The 14,490-nt window shown below is 52.9% G+C and carries 13 protein-coding genes; 6 read left to right on the forward strand and 7 right to left on the reverse strand.

From position 1 onward, the window contains the following. Window position 1 precedes the first annotated feature (1 nt). Together mobB and mobA are read right to left on the reverse strand one after the other, a co-directional pair. On the reverse strand, window positions 2-523 hold the full coding sequence (mobB, locus tag ACKWMY_RS25985) for a molybdopterin-guanine dinucleotide biosynthesis protein MobB (RefSeq protein ID WP_409487353.1): 522 nt from the start codon (window positions 521-523) through the stop codon (window positions 2-4). Next, window positions 520-1,110: a molybdenum cofactor guanylyltransferase MobA gene (gene mobA, locus ACKWMY_RS25990; RefSeq protein WP_409487354.1), complete on the reverse strand. Its 591-nt coding sequence runs from the start codon at window positions 1,108-1,110 to the stop codon at window positions 520-522. The genes mobB and mobA overlap by 4 nt, the downstream gene beginning before the upstream one ends. A gap of 151 nt (window positions 1,111-1,261) precedes the next feature. Here mobA and ACKWMY_RS25995 point away from each other — a divergent pair, with 151 nt between their 5' ends. From ACKWMY_RS25995 to dsbA, 3 genes are all read left to right on the forward strand, one after another. Continuing rightward, on the forward strand, window positions 1,262-1,531 hold the full coding sequence (locus ACKWMY_RS25995; protein WP_024527814.1) for a YihD family protein: 270 nt from the start codon (window positions 1,262-1,264) through the stop codon (window positions 1,529-1,531). A gap of 93 nt (window positions 1,532-1,624) precedes the next feature. After that, the gene (locus ACKWMY_RS26000) at window positions 1,625-2,611 is read left to right on the forward strand and encodes a serine/threonine protein kinase (protein WP_074029783.1); all 987 of its coding nucleotides are present in this window, start codon (window positions 1,625-1,627) and stop codon (window positions 2,609-2,611) included. A gap of 29 nt (window positions 2,612-2,640) precedes the next feature. After that, window positions 2,641-3,264: a thiol:disulfide interchange protein DsbA gene (dsbA, locus tag ACKWMY_RS26005; RefSeq protein WP_024527816.1), complete on the forward strand. Its 624-nt coding sequence runs from the start codon at window positions 2,641-2,643 to the stop codon at window positions 3,262-3,264. A 49-nt stretch (window positions 3,265-3,313) separates the two neighbouring features. Here dsbA and ACKWMY_RS26010 read toward each other — a convergent pair whose 3' ends face one another. Beyond that, complete coding sequence (locus tag ACKWMY_RS26010; protein ID WP_409487355.1) at window positions 3,314-4,201, reverse strand: acyltransferase; 888 nt, start codon at window positions 4,199-4,201, stop codon at window positions 3,314-3,316. 502 nt (window positions 4,202-4,703) lie between these two features. Here ACKWMY_RS26010 and polA point away from each other — a divergent pair. Then, on the forward strand, window positions 4,704-7,499 hold the full coding sequence (gene polA / locus ACKWMY_RS26015) for a DNA polymerase I (RefSeq protein ID WP_024527818.1): 2,796 nt from the start codon (window positions 4,704-4,706) through the stop codon (window positions 7,497-7,499). A 554-nt stretch (window positions 7,500-8,053) separates the two neighbouring features. Here the strand turns inward: polA and yihA are convergent. After that, window positions 8,054-8,701, reverse strand: coding sequence for a ribosome biogenesis GTP-binding protein YihA/YsxC (gene yihA / locus ACKWMY_RS26020; RefSeq protein WP_024482967.1), 648 nt, complete (start codon window positions 8,699-8,701; stop codon window positions 8,054-8,056). A gap of 746 nt (window positions 8,702-9,447) precedes the next feature. On the opposite strand from yihA, the gene yihI reads away from it, so the two are divergent. Then, window positions 9,448-9,996, forward strand: coding sequence for a Der GTPase-activating protein YihI (yihI, locus tag ACKWMY_RS26025; protein WP_024527819.1), 549 nt, complete (start codon window positions 9,448-9,450; stop codon window positions 9,994-9,996). A gap of 186 nt (window positions 9,997-10,182) precedes the next feature. Beyond that, a complete protein-coding gene (gene hemN, locus ACKWMY_RS26030) occupies window positions 10,183-11,556 on the forward strand; it encodes an oxygen-independent coproporphyrinogen III oxidase (protein WP_024527820.1) in 1,374 nt (457 codons plus the stop codon). Between the two features lie 36 nt (window positions 11,557-11,592). Here the strand turns inward: hemN and ACKWMY_RS26035 are convergent, their stop codons facing one another. The 3 genes from ACKWMY_RS26035 to glnL all read right to left on the reverse strand — a co-directional run bounded on the left by ACKWMY_RS26035 (window position 11,593) and on the right by glnL (window position 14,305). Further along, a complete protein-coding gene (locus tag ACKWMY_RS26035) occupies window positions 11,593-11,715 on the reverse strand; it encodes a YshB family small membrane protein (RefSeq protein ID WP_143182229.1) in 123 nt (40 codons plus the stop codon). 117 nt (window positions 11,716-11,832) lie between these two features. Beyond that, entirely contained in the window at window positions 11,833-13,245 is a 1,413-nt protein-coding gene (gene glnG, locus ACKWMY_RS26040) for a nitrogen regulation protein NR(I) (protein ID WP_409487356.1), read from the reverse strand. Between the two features lie 10 nt (window positions 13,246-13,255). Further along, window positions 13,256-14,305: a nitrogen regulation protein NR(II) gene (gene glnL, locus ACKWMY_RS26045; RefSeq protein ID WP_024527822.1), complete on the reverse strand. Its 1,050-nt coding sequence runs from the start codon at window positions 14,303-14,305 to the stop codon at window positions 13,256-13,258. Window positions 14,306-14,490 lie beyond the last annotated feature (185 nt).

Consider the following 14,490-nt stretch of genomic DNA (forward strand, 5'->3'; position numbering starts at 1 on the left):
ACTATACCTTTGTCTGCTTCAGCCACTGAACGATAAACCCAGCGATCGTTTCAGGCTGATTGATATCTAACAAAGGCGCAATGCCTTCAATCTTCTTGTCGCTGGCCACGGCAATGACGTGCTGATCCAACATGTCTGCAAGCGGTTTACCGACCTCCTCACGATAAAGAACAATTTTGCTGATCTGCTCATGCTTGAACCCTTCTACCAGGATCAAATCTACCTTGCTGCGATCGAACCGGCTGGCCAGATACTGGAGATCTAAAGGTTGCTGATTCGGTGTTTCAGTCATTAATGCCCAGCGCCGATCGCTGGCAACCAACGTTTGGTCTGCACCGGCCTTGCGCAGTTCATAGCTGTCCTTGCCTGGCGTATCTACATCCATATCATGATGAGTATGTTTGATCAGACCAACGCGCACCTGCTGCTGTTTTAATAGCGGGATCAATTGCTTAAGCAGCGTGGTTTTACCTGTACCGCTATAGGCGGCGATAGCCAGCAAGGGGGGCATTAAACCCGTCATTGTTCACTCCCCTTTTCCTGCTGCCACTGTTGGCAATCTTCCGGGGTATTCAAATTATGGAAGGCGTCTTGCTGCCCACTGAACACCACTTGTTGTGCACCAATAGCCGCCATGAACAGCATCAATTTGCGTTCCCCTCGGGCTAGATAACGGGTGAGTTCCTCTGCCAGACTGGTATGCAGTAAAGCGAAGGTAGGATGCTCACGCTCACCATCGCAAGCGTAGGCGGCCAGGGCATTGCCCTTATGCAACCAAAGCTGTTCTACCAGGTTGAGAGGGAAGTCGGGGACGTCGCAGGGGGCGCAGACAATCCATGGTGTGCGGGCATAAGTGAGGCCTGTCAATATACCGGCTAAAGGGCCAGGGTAATCTGCCGTCAGATCGCCGACGACCTCTAAGCCGCTTTGCTGATAACATTGCTGATTGCGATTGGCACTGATGATCACCTGACTCACTTGCGGTGTTAATCGGCCCAGTACGTGCTGGTACAGGGTTTTATCCCCCACTTGAACCAATCCTTTATCTTTCCCTCCCATACGGGTAGAGCGCCCACCGGCCAGAATAACGCCGGTTATATTTGCATGCATAGTCATCATCCTGCCCCTCTCCAATGCCCTGATTGTAGCGCTAAACCTGTTCAGACATCATGATTTACCTTTATTGACACGCTGGTTCTTTCACTACGTAGTCAAGCCTGCTACTTTGTGGGTTTATCACTTCACTGGATGATATTTTGATATGAAAACGCATCGCGTAAACGAACTGATTGAGCTTTTGCACCCGGCCTGGCAGCAGGATCCCGATCTCAACCTGATTCAGTTTTTGCAAAAGCTGGCGCAGGAAGCGGGTTTTCAGGGTGAGTTAGGCGATCTGAGCGATGACATCTTGATCTATCACCTGAAAATGCGCGGCAGTGCGGGCACAGAACAGATCCCTGGCTTGAAGAAAGACTACGAAGACGACTTTAAAACGGCGTTGCTGCGCGCCCGTGGCGTGATAAAAGATTAGCCTTCATGCGGTGCGGTCATCAGTGGCGATGATTAGTGCTACTCTTTCTTATTCTTGGCACGTTGTTGTCATCTGGCGAACTGAACGGTTGTTATGAACAACTCTGCATTTAATTTTGAAACCCTTTCTCCCGATCTGATTATGGATGCGTTGGAAGGGATAGGTTTGCGTGTTGATTCTGGGCTGACGGCGCTCAACAGCTATGAAAACCGCGTTTACCAGTTTATGGATGAAGATCGTCGGCGTTACGTGGTGAAATTTTATCGCCCAGAACGCTGGAGTGCAGAGCAAATCGATGAAGAGCATAGGTTCGCGCTGGATTTGTCGCACAACGAAATCCCGGCTGTCGCACCACTGATATTACAGGGAAATACGCTGCACACCCATGCAGGCTTTTTCTTTACCGTATTTCCGAGCGTCGGTGGCCGACAGTATGAGATCGATAATCTGGAACAGCTGGAGTGGGTCGGGCGTTTTCTTGGCCGTATCCACCAGGTGGGTAGCGAAAGCCTGTTTACCGAGCGGCCGACCATTGGCATTGAAGAGTATCTCACGGAGCCACGGCAGGTATTGGCCAACTGTGATTTAGTTCCCAAGGCCCAGCGCGAGACTTTCCTGCGGGCTACGGATACGCTGATTGACGCTATCAAACCGCACTGGCAGCTAGATTGGCAACCGCTGCGTTTGCACGGCGATTGCCACCCAGGCAATATCTTGTGGCGCGATGGTCCGCTGTTCGTCGATCTTGACGATGCACGCAACGGGCCGGCAATACAGGATTTGTGGATGTTGTTACACGGTGAACGTCGCGATCGGCTGATGCAGCTGGATATCCTGCTGGAGGCCTATGGCGAATTTGCCGAATTTGATCAGCGCGAGTTGGCGTTGATCGAACCCTTGCGGGCTATGCGCATGGTGTATTACCTGGCATGGGTAGCGCGCCGTTGGCAGGATCCCGCGTTTCCAAAAAGTTTCCCGTGGATGGCGGAGTCTGATTTCTGGTTATCTCAGACTGCGGCATTTACTGAACAGGTTAAGCTGTTGCAGGAACCTCCTCTGCAGCTCATGCCAATGTATTGAAGCATTAACATAATGGAGAGTTTAGTGTTATGAAAAAAATTTGGTTGGCACTCGTTGGTATGGTGATGGCATTCAGTGCCTCCGCTGCGCAATTCAGTGACGGTACGCAATACATCACTTTGGATAAGCCGGTAACTGGCGAACCACAGGTGCTGGAGTTCTTCTCTTTCTACTGCCCGCACTGCTACCAGTTTGAAGAGACTTACCATATCTCTGATGCGGTCAAAAAAGCACTGCCTGAAGGCACCAAGATGACCAAATACCATGTGGAATTCCTGGGTCCATTGGGTAAGCAATTAACTCAAGCCTGGGCAGTTGCCATGGCTCTGGGTGTAGAAGACAAAATTACTCAGCCAATGTTTGAAGCTATTCAGAAAACTCAAACCGTGCAAACGCCTGACGATATCCGCAAGGTATTCGTCAATGCGGGCATAGCAGGTGAAGACTATGACGCGGCTTTAAACAGCTTCGTGGTGAAATCTCTGGTGGCTCAGCAAGAGAAAGCGGCAGAAGATTTGCAACTGCGTGGCGTGCCAGCGGTATTTGTTAATGGCAAATACATGGTGAAAAATGATGGCCTGGATACCAGCAGCATGGACGTTTACGTCAAGCAATTTGCTGATGTCGTTAAGTTCCTGACCGAACAAAAGTAACCCGCAGCAATAAATCAACGCCGGTTAACCCGGCGTTTTTTTTAACTTATTAACGCTTGAGCCTGTCAAGCAAACCATCTTTTTCCTGCCACAGCGTATTCAGCCAAATCTGGAATTTACGTTTAAACAGTTTGTCATTGAAGTAATCCCCGTGCAGCGACTCATCAATCGGCAGGCATTCAATCCTGACGACAACCCGTTGCAAACGGCCACACAACATATCCATAAAGGGATGCTCACGGTTATCCGGATAGCACAAGGTGACATTCAGGATCTTATCAAATTGCTGACCAAGCGCGCTAAGCGTAAAGGCGATCCCGGCAGCTTTCGGGGCGAGCAAATTGCGGTATGGGGAGTGTGTTTTAATTTTCTTGGCCTCGGTGAAACGAGATCCCTCAACGAAATTGACGATGGTGGTCGGGCGCAGGCGAAACTTGTCGCAGGAACGCCGAGTGGTTTCGATATCCTTGCCGCGTTTTTCCGGATGTTTGTGCAGATAGGCCCGGGAGTAACGCTTCATAAAGGGCATATCCAGCGCCCAGCAGGCCAGGCCGACGAAGGGGATCCATGCCAATTGCTGCTTCAGGAAGTACTTATTCATAGGTATATGGTGGCGGAATAGCACACACAACACCACAATGTCCGACCAGCTTTCATGGTTGCTGATCAGCAGATACCAATTCTTTTTTTCCAGCCCGTGTAGCCCTTGAATATCCCACTGTAACCGGGGGTTAATTCGTAACAACACCGCCAGGCATTGGCACCAGCACCACATCATCAGATCAGCAAAGGCTGAAATGTATCGCCAAACGCCGGGGATGGGGATCAAAATTTTAGCGATGCCGGCCAGAACAATCGGGATGGAGCACAGCATCGTTACGCCAATGGCAAGCAGCGCAGAAAAGATAAAAATAACAGGGGCTAGCAATTTTGGCATGGGTTTAGTGCTGACGGTTGAAGGAAACATCGTTAGATACGTCAGTACGTACCAACAAAAAAATATTTTAACAGAATCCAGGCCAAGAATACGCGGCTAAAAGTAAGCGATTTTAGCCAGGTTGAAATTGCCAGTTGTTTACCGTTGACGTGCAGGTTTTCAATCTTGTGCTATGGTCATTGAGGTGCCTAAATTGATTAAACGTGCGATTAAACTCCGGCCCCAGTTATATCCACAAATTAACTAAAACACGATAAATAGCAAAACCGCCAATTCCCTCTTTCAACAGTGTGATTTGTCTAGGAATTTTATTTTCCATTATAACGATATTATCTTCGTTATAATTCAGTTGCTAAACTATGCACAAAGTTATCCACAGGCAGGATCTTGCGGATCGCTTCACAGGATCTCATCTAATTTGGCCATATTGCACGCTAAGGTTCGTCACCAGCGGCTAGCTATGGCATGCTTACCCCAGTCCTTTTCACGAAAAAGAAACGTTATGGCCCAGATTGCAGAAAACCCATTAATCCTGGTGGATGGTTCCTCTTACCTTTACCGCGCCTACCACGCCTTCCCACCGCTGACAAACTCGGTCGGTGAGCCGACGGGAGCGATGTACGGTGTGCTGAACATGCTGCGCAGCCTGTTGTTGCAGTATACCCCCAGCCATGTGGCGGTGGTGTTTGATGCCAAAGGGAAGACCTTCCGTGACGAGCTGTTTGCTGAATATAAATCACATCGGCCACCGATGCCGGACGATTTGCGAGCGCAGATCGAACCGCTGCATCAGATGGTTAAAGCCATGGGGTTACCGCTGCTGGTCACACCTGGTGTAGAGGCTGATGACGTGATCGGCACCCTGGCGCTAGAGGCTGAGAAAGCGGGTCATGCCGTGTTGATCAGTACCGGCGACAAAGACATGGCTCAGTTGGTGACGCCGAATGTCACCCTGATCAATACCATGAACAACACTATCCTCGGCCCGCAGGAAGTCTGTGATAAATATGGTATTCCTCCTGAACTGATCATCGATTTCCTGGCGCTGATGGGGGATTCATCAGATAACATCCCTGGCGTACCTGGGGTCGGTGAGAAAACGGCCCAGGCGCTGCTGCAAGGGTTAGGGGGACTGGATCAGCTCTATGCCAATCTGGATAGCATTGCCACGCTGAGCTTCCGCGGTGCCAAGACCATGGCGGCCAAGCTGGAGCAGAACAAAGAGGTGGCCTACCTCTCTTACAAACTGGCGACGATCAAAACCGATGTTGAACTGGATCTGAAATGCAGTGAGCTGGAAGTGAGCCCACCGGATGTCGATCAACTGCAGGCACTGTTTAAGCGCTATGAGTTCAAACGTTGGATGGCCGATGTTGAAGCAGGCACCTGGTTAGAAAACAAAGGGTCAGGCCGTAAGGCCAGCTCGGCGGCCAAGCCAGCCGCAACGGCAGAACTACCAAGAGCTGCTGCAGAGCCTACCCTGTCGCAGGAAGGCTATGTCACCATTCTGGATGAGGAAACCTTCGCCGATTGGATGCAGCGCCTGAAACAGGCCGAGGTTTTCGCCTTCGATACCGAAACAGACGGCCTGGATACCCTGACGGCCAACCTGATCGGCCTATCCTTTGCCATTGAGCCAGGCGTGGCGGCTTACCTGCCGGTTGCACACGATTATCTGGATGCTCCCCCACAGCTGGATCGTAACCACGTGCTGGCCACCCTGAAGCCGCTGCTGGAAGACGAGAAGGCATTGAAGGTGGGGCAGAACCTGAAGTTTGATAAGAGCCTGCTGGCGCGCTATGACATCGATCTACGCGGTATCGCCTACGACACCATGCTGGAGTCCTATGTACTCGACAGCGTCAGTGGCCGTCACGATATGGATAGCCTGGCGGATCGCTACCTGGGCCATAAAACCATTACCTTCGAAGAGATCGCGGGCAAAGGCAAAAAACAGCTAACCTTCAACCAGATTGCCCTTGAAGAGGCGGGCCCTTATGCGGCAGAAGATGCCGACGTTACGCTACAACTGCATTTGGCGATGTGGCCGCAGTTGAAAGAGAGTGAAGGCCTGCTGACGGTATTCAATGAGATTGAAATGCCGCTGTTACCGGTGCTTTCCCATATCGAACGCACCGGGGTGCTGATCGATCCTAACATCCTCGCGGCTCACTCCATTGAGCTGACCAAGCGCCTTGGCGAGCTTGAAGTACAGGCCCATGAACTGGCAGAGGAGCCGTTCAATCTGGCTTCTACCAAGCAGTTGCAGGCCATTTTGTATGAAAAGCAAAAGCTGCCAGTGCTGAAAAAAACCCCTGGTGGTGCTCCTTCTACCAATGAGGAAGTGCTGGCCGAGTTGGCGCTGGATTATCCGCTGCCGAAAGTGATCCTGGAATACCGTGGCCTGGCGAAGCTGAAAAGCACCTATACCGACAAACTACCGTTGATGATCAACCCGGTTAGCGGGCGGGTGCATACTTCTTATCACCAGGCCGTCACCGCCACCGGCCGCCTGTCATCCAGCGATCCAAACCTGCAAAACATCCCGGTACGTAACGATGAGGGGCGCCGTATCCGTCAGGCATTTATTGCGCCTGAGGGCTACCGTATTGTCGCGGCGGACTATTCGCAGATTGAACTGCGCATCATGGCTCATTTATCGCAGGACGAAGGCTTGCTTAAGGCGTTTGCTGAAGGTAAGGACATACACCGGGCAACGGCGGCAGAAGTCTTTGGTCTGGCGTTGGATAAGGTCACCAACGAACAGCGCCGCAGTGCCAAGGCGATTAACTTTGGCCTGATCTACGGCATGAGCGCATTTGGTTTGGCTCGCCAGCTGGGGATCCCGCGCGGCGAAGCGCAGCGCTATATGGATCTGTACTTCGAGCGCTACCCTGGCGTGCTGGAGTATATGGAACGCACCCGTCAGCAGGCTGCCGAGCAGGGCTATGTCAGCACGCTGGATGGCCGCCGGTTGTATCTGCCGGACGTTCGCTCCAGCAACGGTATGCGTCGCAAGGCAGCCGAGAGAGCGGCGATTAACGCCCCTATGCAGGGCACTGCTGCGGATATCATCAAACGTGCGATGATTGAGGTGGATGCCTGGCTGCAAGGGCCTGAGAAGCCGCTGGTGCGCATGATCATGCAGGTACACGATGAACTGGTGTTTGAAATCCACGAGTCTGCCATCGAAGAGGCCAGCCTGCGCATTCATGAGTTAATGGAAAACAGCATGCAGTTGGCTGTTCCGCTGCGGGTGGATATCGGCGTAGGTAAAAACTGGGATGAGGCTCACTGATTACCCTGGGTGATATGTTATGGCCAGTTTTCGCTAACTGGCGAAAACCTAAGCATTTTTGGTAACTGAGCAACATCCTTCGGTGATTGTTTCGACTAAATTGGCGTTGTTAGTGCCCGGATCGTGTAAGTAAACTACAAAAAATTCTTTTGCAGCGTGAAAAAATGATGTAGAGTTACAGGCGTAGGGTACAGAGGTAAGATGTTCTATCTTTCAGACCTTTTACTTCACGTAATCGGATTTGGCTGAATATTTAGCCGCCCCAGTCAGTATTGACTGGGGCGTTTTTTATTGTAAAAACAACGTAAAACCATCGATTTTAGTTATCCCCGCCAGATCTTCTCCCGCCGTTCCCTTGGCTGATTTATCTGCATTTATCTCCTGACAGAGCAACATCTGCCATAAGTTTTTGTGATGGTTTTTAGTCAAAATTGTAATTAGATAACGAAATGTGGTCTCGTGCGGGGTGATAATGGGCGTAAAAAAGCCGATGTCTCAGCATCGGCTCATTGGGCGCGGCATGCGGCACCCCTACGAAATACCCGCAGCGGTTATCATTCCCCGCCGATATCGTCTTCCGGCAGCACTTCCGGTGGGATTTCGTTAAACCAGGTATTCAACTTCTGGCTAAGCTTATCGACGCCGATCTTTTTCGGTGACGAGAAGGCTTCCACCTGAATGTCACCCATAAATGGCAGCACGGCCTCGCGCACCATATTGAGTTGCGCCTTGCGGGCCCCAGAGGCCAGCTTATCGGCTTTGGTCAGCAGGACCAGCACTGGCGTGCCTACGTCGACGGCCCACTGGATCATCTGTTGGTCCAGGTCTTTGAGCGGATGACGGATATCCATCAGCACCACCAGACCTTTCAGGCAGTTACGCATTTGCAGGTATTCACCCAGCGCCCGCTGCCATTTCTTCTTCATCTCTTCCGGCACTTCGGCATAGCCATAGCCTGGCAGGTCGACCAGGCGAATGCCTTCTTCGACCTCGAACAGGTTAATCAGCTGGGTACGCCCCGGCGTTTTACTGGTACGCGCCAGGCCTTTCTGATTGGTCAGGGTATTCAGTGCGCTGGACTTACCGGCGTTGGAGCGGCCGGCGAACGCAACTTCAATACCTTCATCCCCCGGCAGGTGGCGAATATCGGGCGCACTGGTGACGAAATGGGTCACATGGTAATTGTAGTTCTTGCTGGTCAAAATTTTTCGTCTCCGTGAGGATGGCTATCTGGTGGGCGATTATAACTGCATCAGCGCTAAAAGGGTGTGTTTCTCGGTTTTTAAGCGTTTTAACCACAGAGTCCTTGTGGCAAAAGGTCGCCTGCCGTGTGAGACATTGACCATTCGAATTGGGGGTAATGTCGCTTTATTCGAAAGCGGTAAATATTTTATTTGTTATAAAACAGTGCGTTGTAATTTCGATAAGTAAAAGATTGCCGTAATCCGCCTGTAGGTATCTTGAGCACATCTCATAAAAGCGTAAAGTAGGTTGCAAGGCAGGAGGCCAAGGAAACAGGAACATCCAGGAAGGGTGAAAAATCTCAGGGAATGCACAGGCAGTGTAATGAGTACCAGGATGATGGCAGATGGAATTGAAACTATTGGTGCCGGAGCGCACGAATAGTACACGGATGAAGAAGTGACTGCAATTGGGACGCACGCGGGAAGCGCACTCAGGAAGAGTGGAAGCGAAAGGATCGCAGCACGGATGATTTTTTCTTTCAGGATGAAAGACGTAGTAGCAGGGAGCGCGGTTATCGCAGATGGAAAGACCGGGATGTTGAGTGTGCGCATGGAGCGCGGAGCAGGAATATCCTTCGAGTGAAGGTGCGAAATAGGCGGCAGGTTTTAACCTGCCGCCTTTTTTCTTTGTCTGCTTTCTGCTAGATTCCGCCGCAACCGTATAGCAATTCTATACTGGATCTACATACCTAAGAGTAAAAGCCATGAACCAGCCATCAAAAGCACCTCGCGGCCCACGCAGCAGCGCGGCGACGTCAAAAAGTAAAAAGAAAAGTCGTGTGGAGCTCGATCAGGAAGCGCGCGAGCGCAAGCGTCTGAAAAAGCGCCGTGGCCTGGCTTCCGGTTCGCGTACCCAGGTTGAGTCAGCCAACCAGAAAAATAAAACTGGCGCGCAACCCAAAGATCCTCGTCTCGGCAGTAAAGTGCCGGTTGCGCTGGTGGTTGACGCTAAAGTGAAGGCGACCAAGCCGCAGCCAAAACCGAAGGCAGAAAAACCGCGCCTCACGCCAGAAGAAGAACTGACCAAGCTGGAAAACGATGAACGTCTGGATGCCTTGCTGGATCGCCTGGATGAAGGCGCCACGCTGAGTGCGGAAGATCAGGCTTACGTCGATCAAACCCTGGATCGTATTGATGCGCTGATGGAACAGCTGGGCATCGAACTGGGTGATGAAGACGACGAAGAGCAGGAAGAGAAGCAGGAAGATATTCTGAAACTGCTGAAAGGCGGTAACCCGAAAGACGTATTTTAAGCGGTTATGTGGCTGATCCCGGCAATAGCCCTACTGTTGACGTGTTATCTACTGTGGTTATTCGGTAAACTGTGGCGGCTGTCGAAGCGCAAAACGCGTTTTCGCAGCGCTTCCGCGGCCAGACAGCGTAGACAACTGCCCATTTCCCGGCCCGGTAGGAAAAAATATCGGAAGGAGTGAGCAAGCATGTCAGAACAGACCATTGTCTGGGATTTGGCCCTGATCCAAAAATATAACTATTCAGGCCCGCGTTATACTTCATACCCCACGGCGCTGGAGTTTAACCAGGGCTACGACGAAGCTGCGTTCCAACGCGCGGCTACGCGCTACCCTGAGCGCCCGCTGTCGTTATATGTCCATATTCCCTTCTGCCATAAGCTTTGCTATTTCTGCGGCTGCAATAAGTTGGTCACACGCCAGACTCACAAGGCCGATGAATACCTGGCCGTGCTGGAGCGGGAAATCATCGCCCGTGCTCCCCTGTTTGCCGGCCGCAAGGTCAGCCAACTGCATTGGGGCGGCGGTACGCCAACCTATCTGGATAAGCAGCAAATCAGCCGCCTGGTCGCCATGCTACGCCAGCACTTTGATTTCCAGCCAGAAATGGAGATGTCGATTGAAGTTGACCCGCGGGAAATCGAGCTGGACGTGCTGGATCACCTGCGTGCAGAAGGCTTTAACCGCCTCAGCATGGGGGTGCAGGACTTCAATAAAGAAGTGCAGCGTCTGGTTAACCGCGAGCAGGATGAAGAGTTCATTTTTGCCCTGATCGCCCGGGCTAAAGCGCTAGGCTTCAACTCGACCAATATCGATCTGATTTACGGCCTGCCGAAGCAGACGCCAGAGAGTTTTGCCTTCACCCTGCAACGGGTAGCGGAGCTGAATCCGGATCGCCTGAGCGTATTTAACTACGCCCATATGCCGAACCTGTTTGCTGCCCAACGTAAAATCAAGGACGCCGACCTACCGAGCGCCCAGCAGAAACTCGATATCCTGCAGCAAACCATCGCTTCGCTGACGGAGTCGGGCTATCAGTTTATCGGTATGGACCATTTTGCCCGGCCGAACGATGAACTGGCCATTGCTCAGCGCGAAGGCAAGCTGCACCGCAATTTCCAGGGTTACACCACCCAAGGTGACAGCGATCTGCTGGGCCTGGGGGTTTCCGCCATCAGCATGCTGGGTGACAGCTACGCGCAGAACCAGAAAGAGCTGAAGGTGTATTATGCTAACGTGGAAGAGCAGGGGAATGCCCTGTGGCGTGGCCTGGCGATGACGGAAGATGACTGCCTGCGCCGTGACGTGATCAAGACGCTGATCTGTAATTTCCAGCTGGCTTATCAACCGATTGAGCAGCAATATGGCATTGCTTTTGCGGATTACTTTGCCGCCGATCTGGAATTGTTGGCACCTTTCGAACGTGACGGGCTGGTGGAGCGCGATGAGCACGGCATTCGCGTCACGCCTCGTGGGCGCTTGCTGATCCGTAATATCTGCATGTGCTTCGATATCTACCTGCGCAAACAGGCCCGCGCCCAACAGTTCTCCCGGGTTATCTGACGCACAGAACCACGGCCGTGATGAGCGACTGTGGTTTTAACTAAAGAAGTTAATCAGTGCGGCGCACAACACAGTGGCAACGGCCGCCTGTGGTGAATGGCTGACGGCAGAACTGACGTCTGCGCCTTGGGTAAGAAAGACGATGAGTGTATCCAGCATCAAAAGCCTCCTGAGTTTGCGTTTCGATCATACTGCTGTCGCATACCCTGTAAAAGCCTTCGAGTGCTGGTTTTTTGTGCGCCAGATTGTATTTTTAATCATCTAGCGCCCTCTCTCTTACTCCATCCCTAATTCTTTCAGCTTACGCGTTAAGGTATTCCGGCCCCATCCCAGCAGGCGGGCAGCTTCCTGCTTGTGCCCCTGTGTATGCCGTAGCGCGGTGGTGAGCAAAGTGCGCTCCATTTCCGGCTGAGCTTCGGACAACAGGTTTTGATGACCGGAACGTAACGCGCGGTCGGCCCACTGTGCCAACAGCGTGGCCCAACTGTCCGGCAAGCCGTGGCTGCTGGCTTGCGGCGCGGTGGTTTCAAACAGCTCCGAGGGCAGATCCTGGATCAGCACTTCTTGCCCGGCGGCCATCACGGTCAGCCAGCGGCAGGTGTTTTCCAACTGGCGTACGTTACCCGGCCATGGCAGGCGAGTGAGGGCGGTTTCGGTTTCCGGATGCAGGTTCTTCGCCTCCACACCCAACTCTTTTGCGGCCACTTGAAGGAAATAGCGCGCCAGGCGCGGAATATCCTCACGGCGTTCACGCAGCGGCGGCAGATGTACGCGGATCACGTTCAGGCGGTGGAACAGATCCTCACGGAATTTGCCCTCCTGAACGCGCAACTCCAGGTTCTGGTGGGTGGCGGCAATGATACGCACATCAACCTTTACCGGCGCATAGCCACCCACGCGATAGAACTGGCCATCTGCCAATACGCGCAGCAAGCGGGTTTGTACATCCAGCGGCATATCCCCGATTTCATCCAGGAACAGCGTACCACCGTCGGCCTGTTCAAAACGGCCCTGGCGGATCTGATTGGCGCCGGTAAACGCCCCTTTCTCATGGCCGAACAGTTCAGATTCGATCAGGTCTTTGGGGATCGCGGCCATGTTCAGGGCGATAAACGGAGATTTTACGCGTGGGCTGTGGCGATGCAACGCATGGGCGACCAGCTCTTTCCCAGTTCCCGACTCCCCGTTGATCAGCACGCTGATGGAGGAACGTGACAGGCGGCCGATAATGCGGAACACATCCTGCATTGCCGGGGCCTCACCAATAATATCGGCGACGGGATCGTTGGCAGGCTGGCTGCGAGCGGGTTGCTGCTGCTCTTGATAGTGGCTGATGGCACGCTCTACCAGAGCAACGGCCTCATCAATATCAAAGGGTTTTGGCAGGTAATCGAATGCCCCTTGTTGATAGGCACTAACCGCCGCGTCCAGATCCGAATGCGCCGTCATTATGATGACCGGGAGCATCGGGTGACGCTGTTTGATCTGCTTGAGCAGTGCCAGGCCATCCATACCCGGCATGCGGATATCTGATAGCAGCACGTCGGGAGTTTGTGTAGCCAATGCTTCCAACACGGCATTGCCGCTGTCGAAGGTGACGCTGTTCACCCCGGCTCCGGTGAGCGCACGTTCGAGCACCCAGCGGATGGAGCTATCGTCATCGACGATCCAGACTATCCCTCGTTGCATAGCACAAACCTCACTGGCGAATAGGCAGGAAAACCGAGAATTCGGTGTGACCTGGCCAACTGTTAAATTCAATTTTTCCGCAATGCTGATCGATTAGATTACGGGCGATGGATAACCCCAGGCCGGTACCGCCTTCGCGGCCGCTGACCATCGGGTAGAACAGAGTGTCTTGCAACTGGGCCGGTACGCCCGGGCCGTCATCCTCAACATCGATCCGCGCCGCCAGCCGGTAGCGGGTGCCGTGCAGGGTGATCTGAAACGCGGTACGCGTGCGCAGCGTGATGGTGCCACCGGTTTCGCTCAGCGCCTGCAATGCGTTGCGGGTGATATTGAGCAACACCTGCTCGATTTGATCGGGATCGTGCGCCAGTTCCGGCAGGCTAGGGTCGTAATCACGCACCAGCGTGACGTTATCGGGTTTCTCCAACGACACCAATTGGAAGACCCGTTCCGCTACCTGATGGATACTCTGGGTAATATGTTGGCCGGGGCGCTGCGGCCCTAGCAGGCGATCTACCAGATTACGCAGCCGATCGGCCTGTTCGATGATCACCTTGGTGTATTCCGTCAGCGAGGGGTCTGGCAAAGCTTTAGCCAGCAACTGCGCAGCACCCCGCAAACCACCGAGCGGATTTTTGATTTCGTGGGCCAGACCGCGTACCAGATCTCGCGCCGCAACCTGTTGAGCGTGCTGTAACTGCTCCTGGCTGAGGCGACGTTGATTGTCCATTGGGGCCAGCTCCAGCAGAATAAAGCCTTCTGGCAGCGCCTGAGCGGTCAGGGAGAGGATATGGGCGCGGCTATCGACCACCAGGGTCACTTCGTTATCGGTAAAGCCCTGGCCGGCATACAGGCTTTCGCGCATCAGATCGATATTCAGCGAAAAATAACCAAGTAAATCGGGCAGAGGTGTACCGAAAAGTTTACGAGAACTCTGTGCCAGCAGCTGTTGTGCCGCCGGGTTGGCGTAGTGGATCGCCAGTGTGTCATCCAACAGCAAAATGCTATTGATGAGAGAATTGAGGATCTGCCCAGCATCGGGCAGCTTGCCGGTTGCCATACAGCAGTCTCCTGCACCTTTTTAGTGCATCCATCCTACTCCATCCGCAACCATCACGGTATGAAATAGTTTTGCAGAATATACGGTGGAGAAAAAAGCCCATCCGAAGATGGGCTAAAAGTTTCCACGGCAACAAAAAAACGGCTTAGATAAATAGCGAGCGATGCGCCATCCGTAGACAGCGC

Source organism: Serratia sp. J2, assembly GCF_046269175.1.
Taxonomy (GTDB): domain Bacteria; phylum Pseudomonadota; class Gammaproteobacteria; order Enterobacterales; family Enterobacteriaceae; genus Chania; species Chania fonticola_C.

Coding starts and splice junctions, on each gene's coding strand:
- glnL (WP_024527822.1), bottom strand. CDS start 14,305: ATGGCAACCGGCAAGCTGCCCGATGCTGGGCAGATCCTCAATTCTCTC.
- polA (WP_024527818.1), top strand. CDS start 4,704: ATGGCCCAGATTGCAGAAAACCCATTAATCCTGGTGGATGGTTCCTCT.
- ACKWMY_RS25995 (WP_024527814.1), top strand. CDS start 1,262: ATGAAAACGCATCGCGTAAACGAACTGATTGAGCTTTTGCACCCGGCC.
- mobA (WP_409487354.1), bottom strand. CDS start 1,110: ATGCATGCAAATATAACCGGCGTTATTCTGGCCGGTGGGCGCTCTACC.
- ACKWMY_RS26010 (WP_409487355.1), bottom strand. CDS start 4,201: ATGCCAAAATTGCTAGCCCCTGTTATTTTTATCTTTTCTGCGCTGCTT.
- ACKWMY_RS26000 (WP_074029783.1), top strand. CDS start 1,625: ATGAACAACTCTGCATTTAATTTTGAAACCCTTTCTCCCGATCTGATT.
- glnG (WP_409487356.1), bottom strand. CDS start 13,245: ATGCAACGAGGGATAGTCTGGATCGTCGATGACGATAGCTCCATCCGC.
- hemN (WP_024527820.1), top strand. CDS start 10,183: ATGTCAGAACAGACCATTGTCTGGGATTTGGCCCTGATCCAAAAATAT.
- mobB (WP_409487353.1), bottom strand. CDS start 523: ATGACGGGTTTAATGCCCCCCTTGCTGGCTATCGCCGCCTATAGCGGT.
- yihI (WP_024527819.1), top strand. CDS start 9,448: ATGAACCAGCCATCAAAAGCACCTCGCGGCCCACGCAGCAGCGCGGCG.
- ACKWMY_RS26035 (WP_143182229.1), bottom strand. CDS start 11,715: ATGCTGGATACACTCATCGTCTTTCTTACCCAAGGCGCAGACGTCAGT.
- dsbA (WP_024527816.1), top strand. CDS start 2,641: ATGAAAAAAATTTGGTTGGCACTCGTTGGTATGGTGATGGCATTCAGT.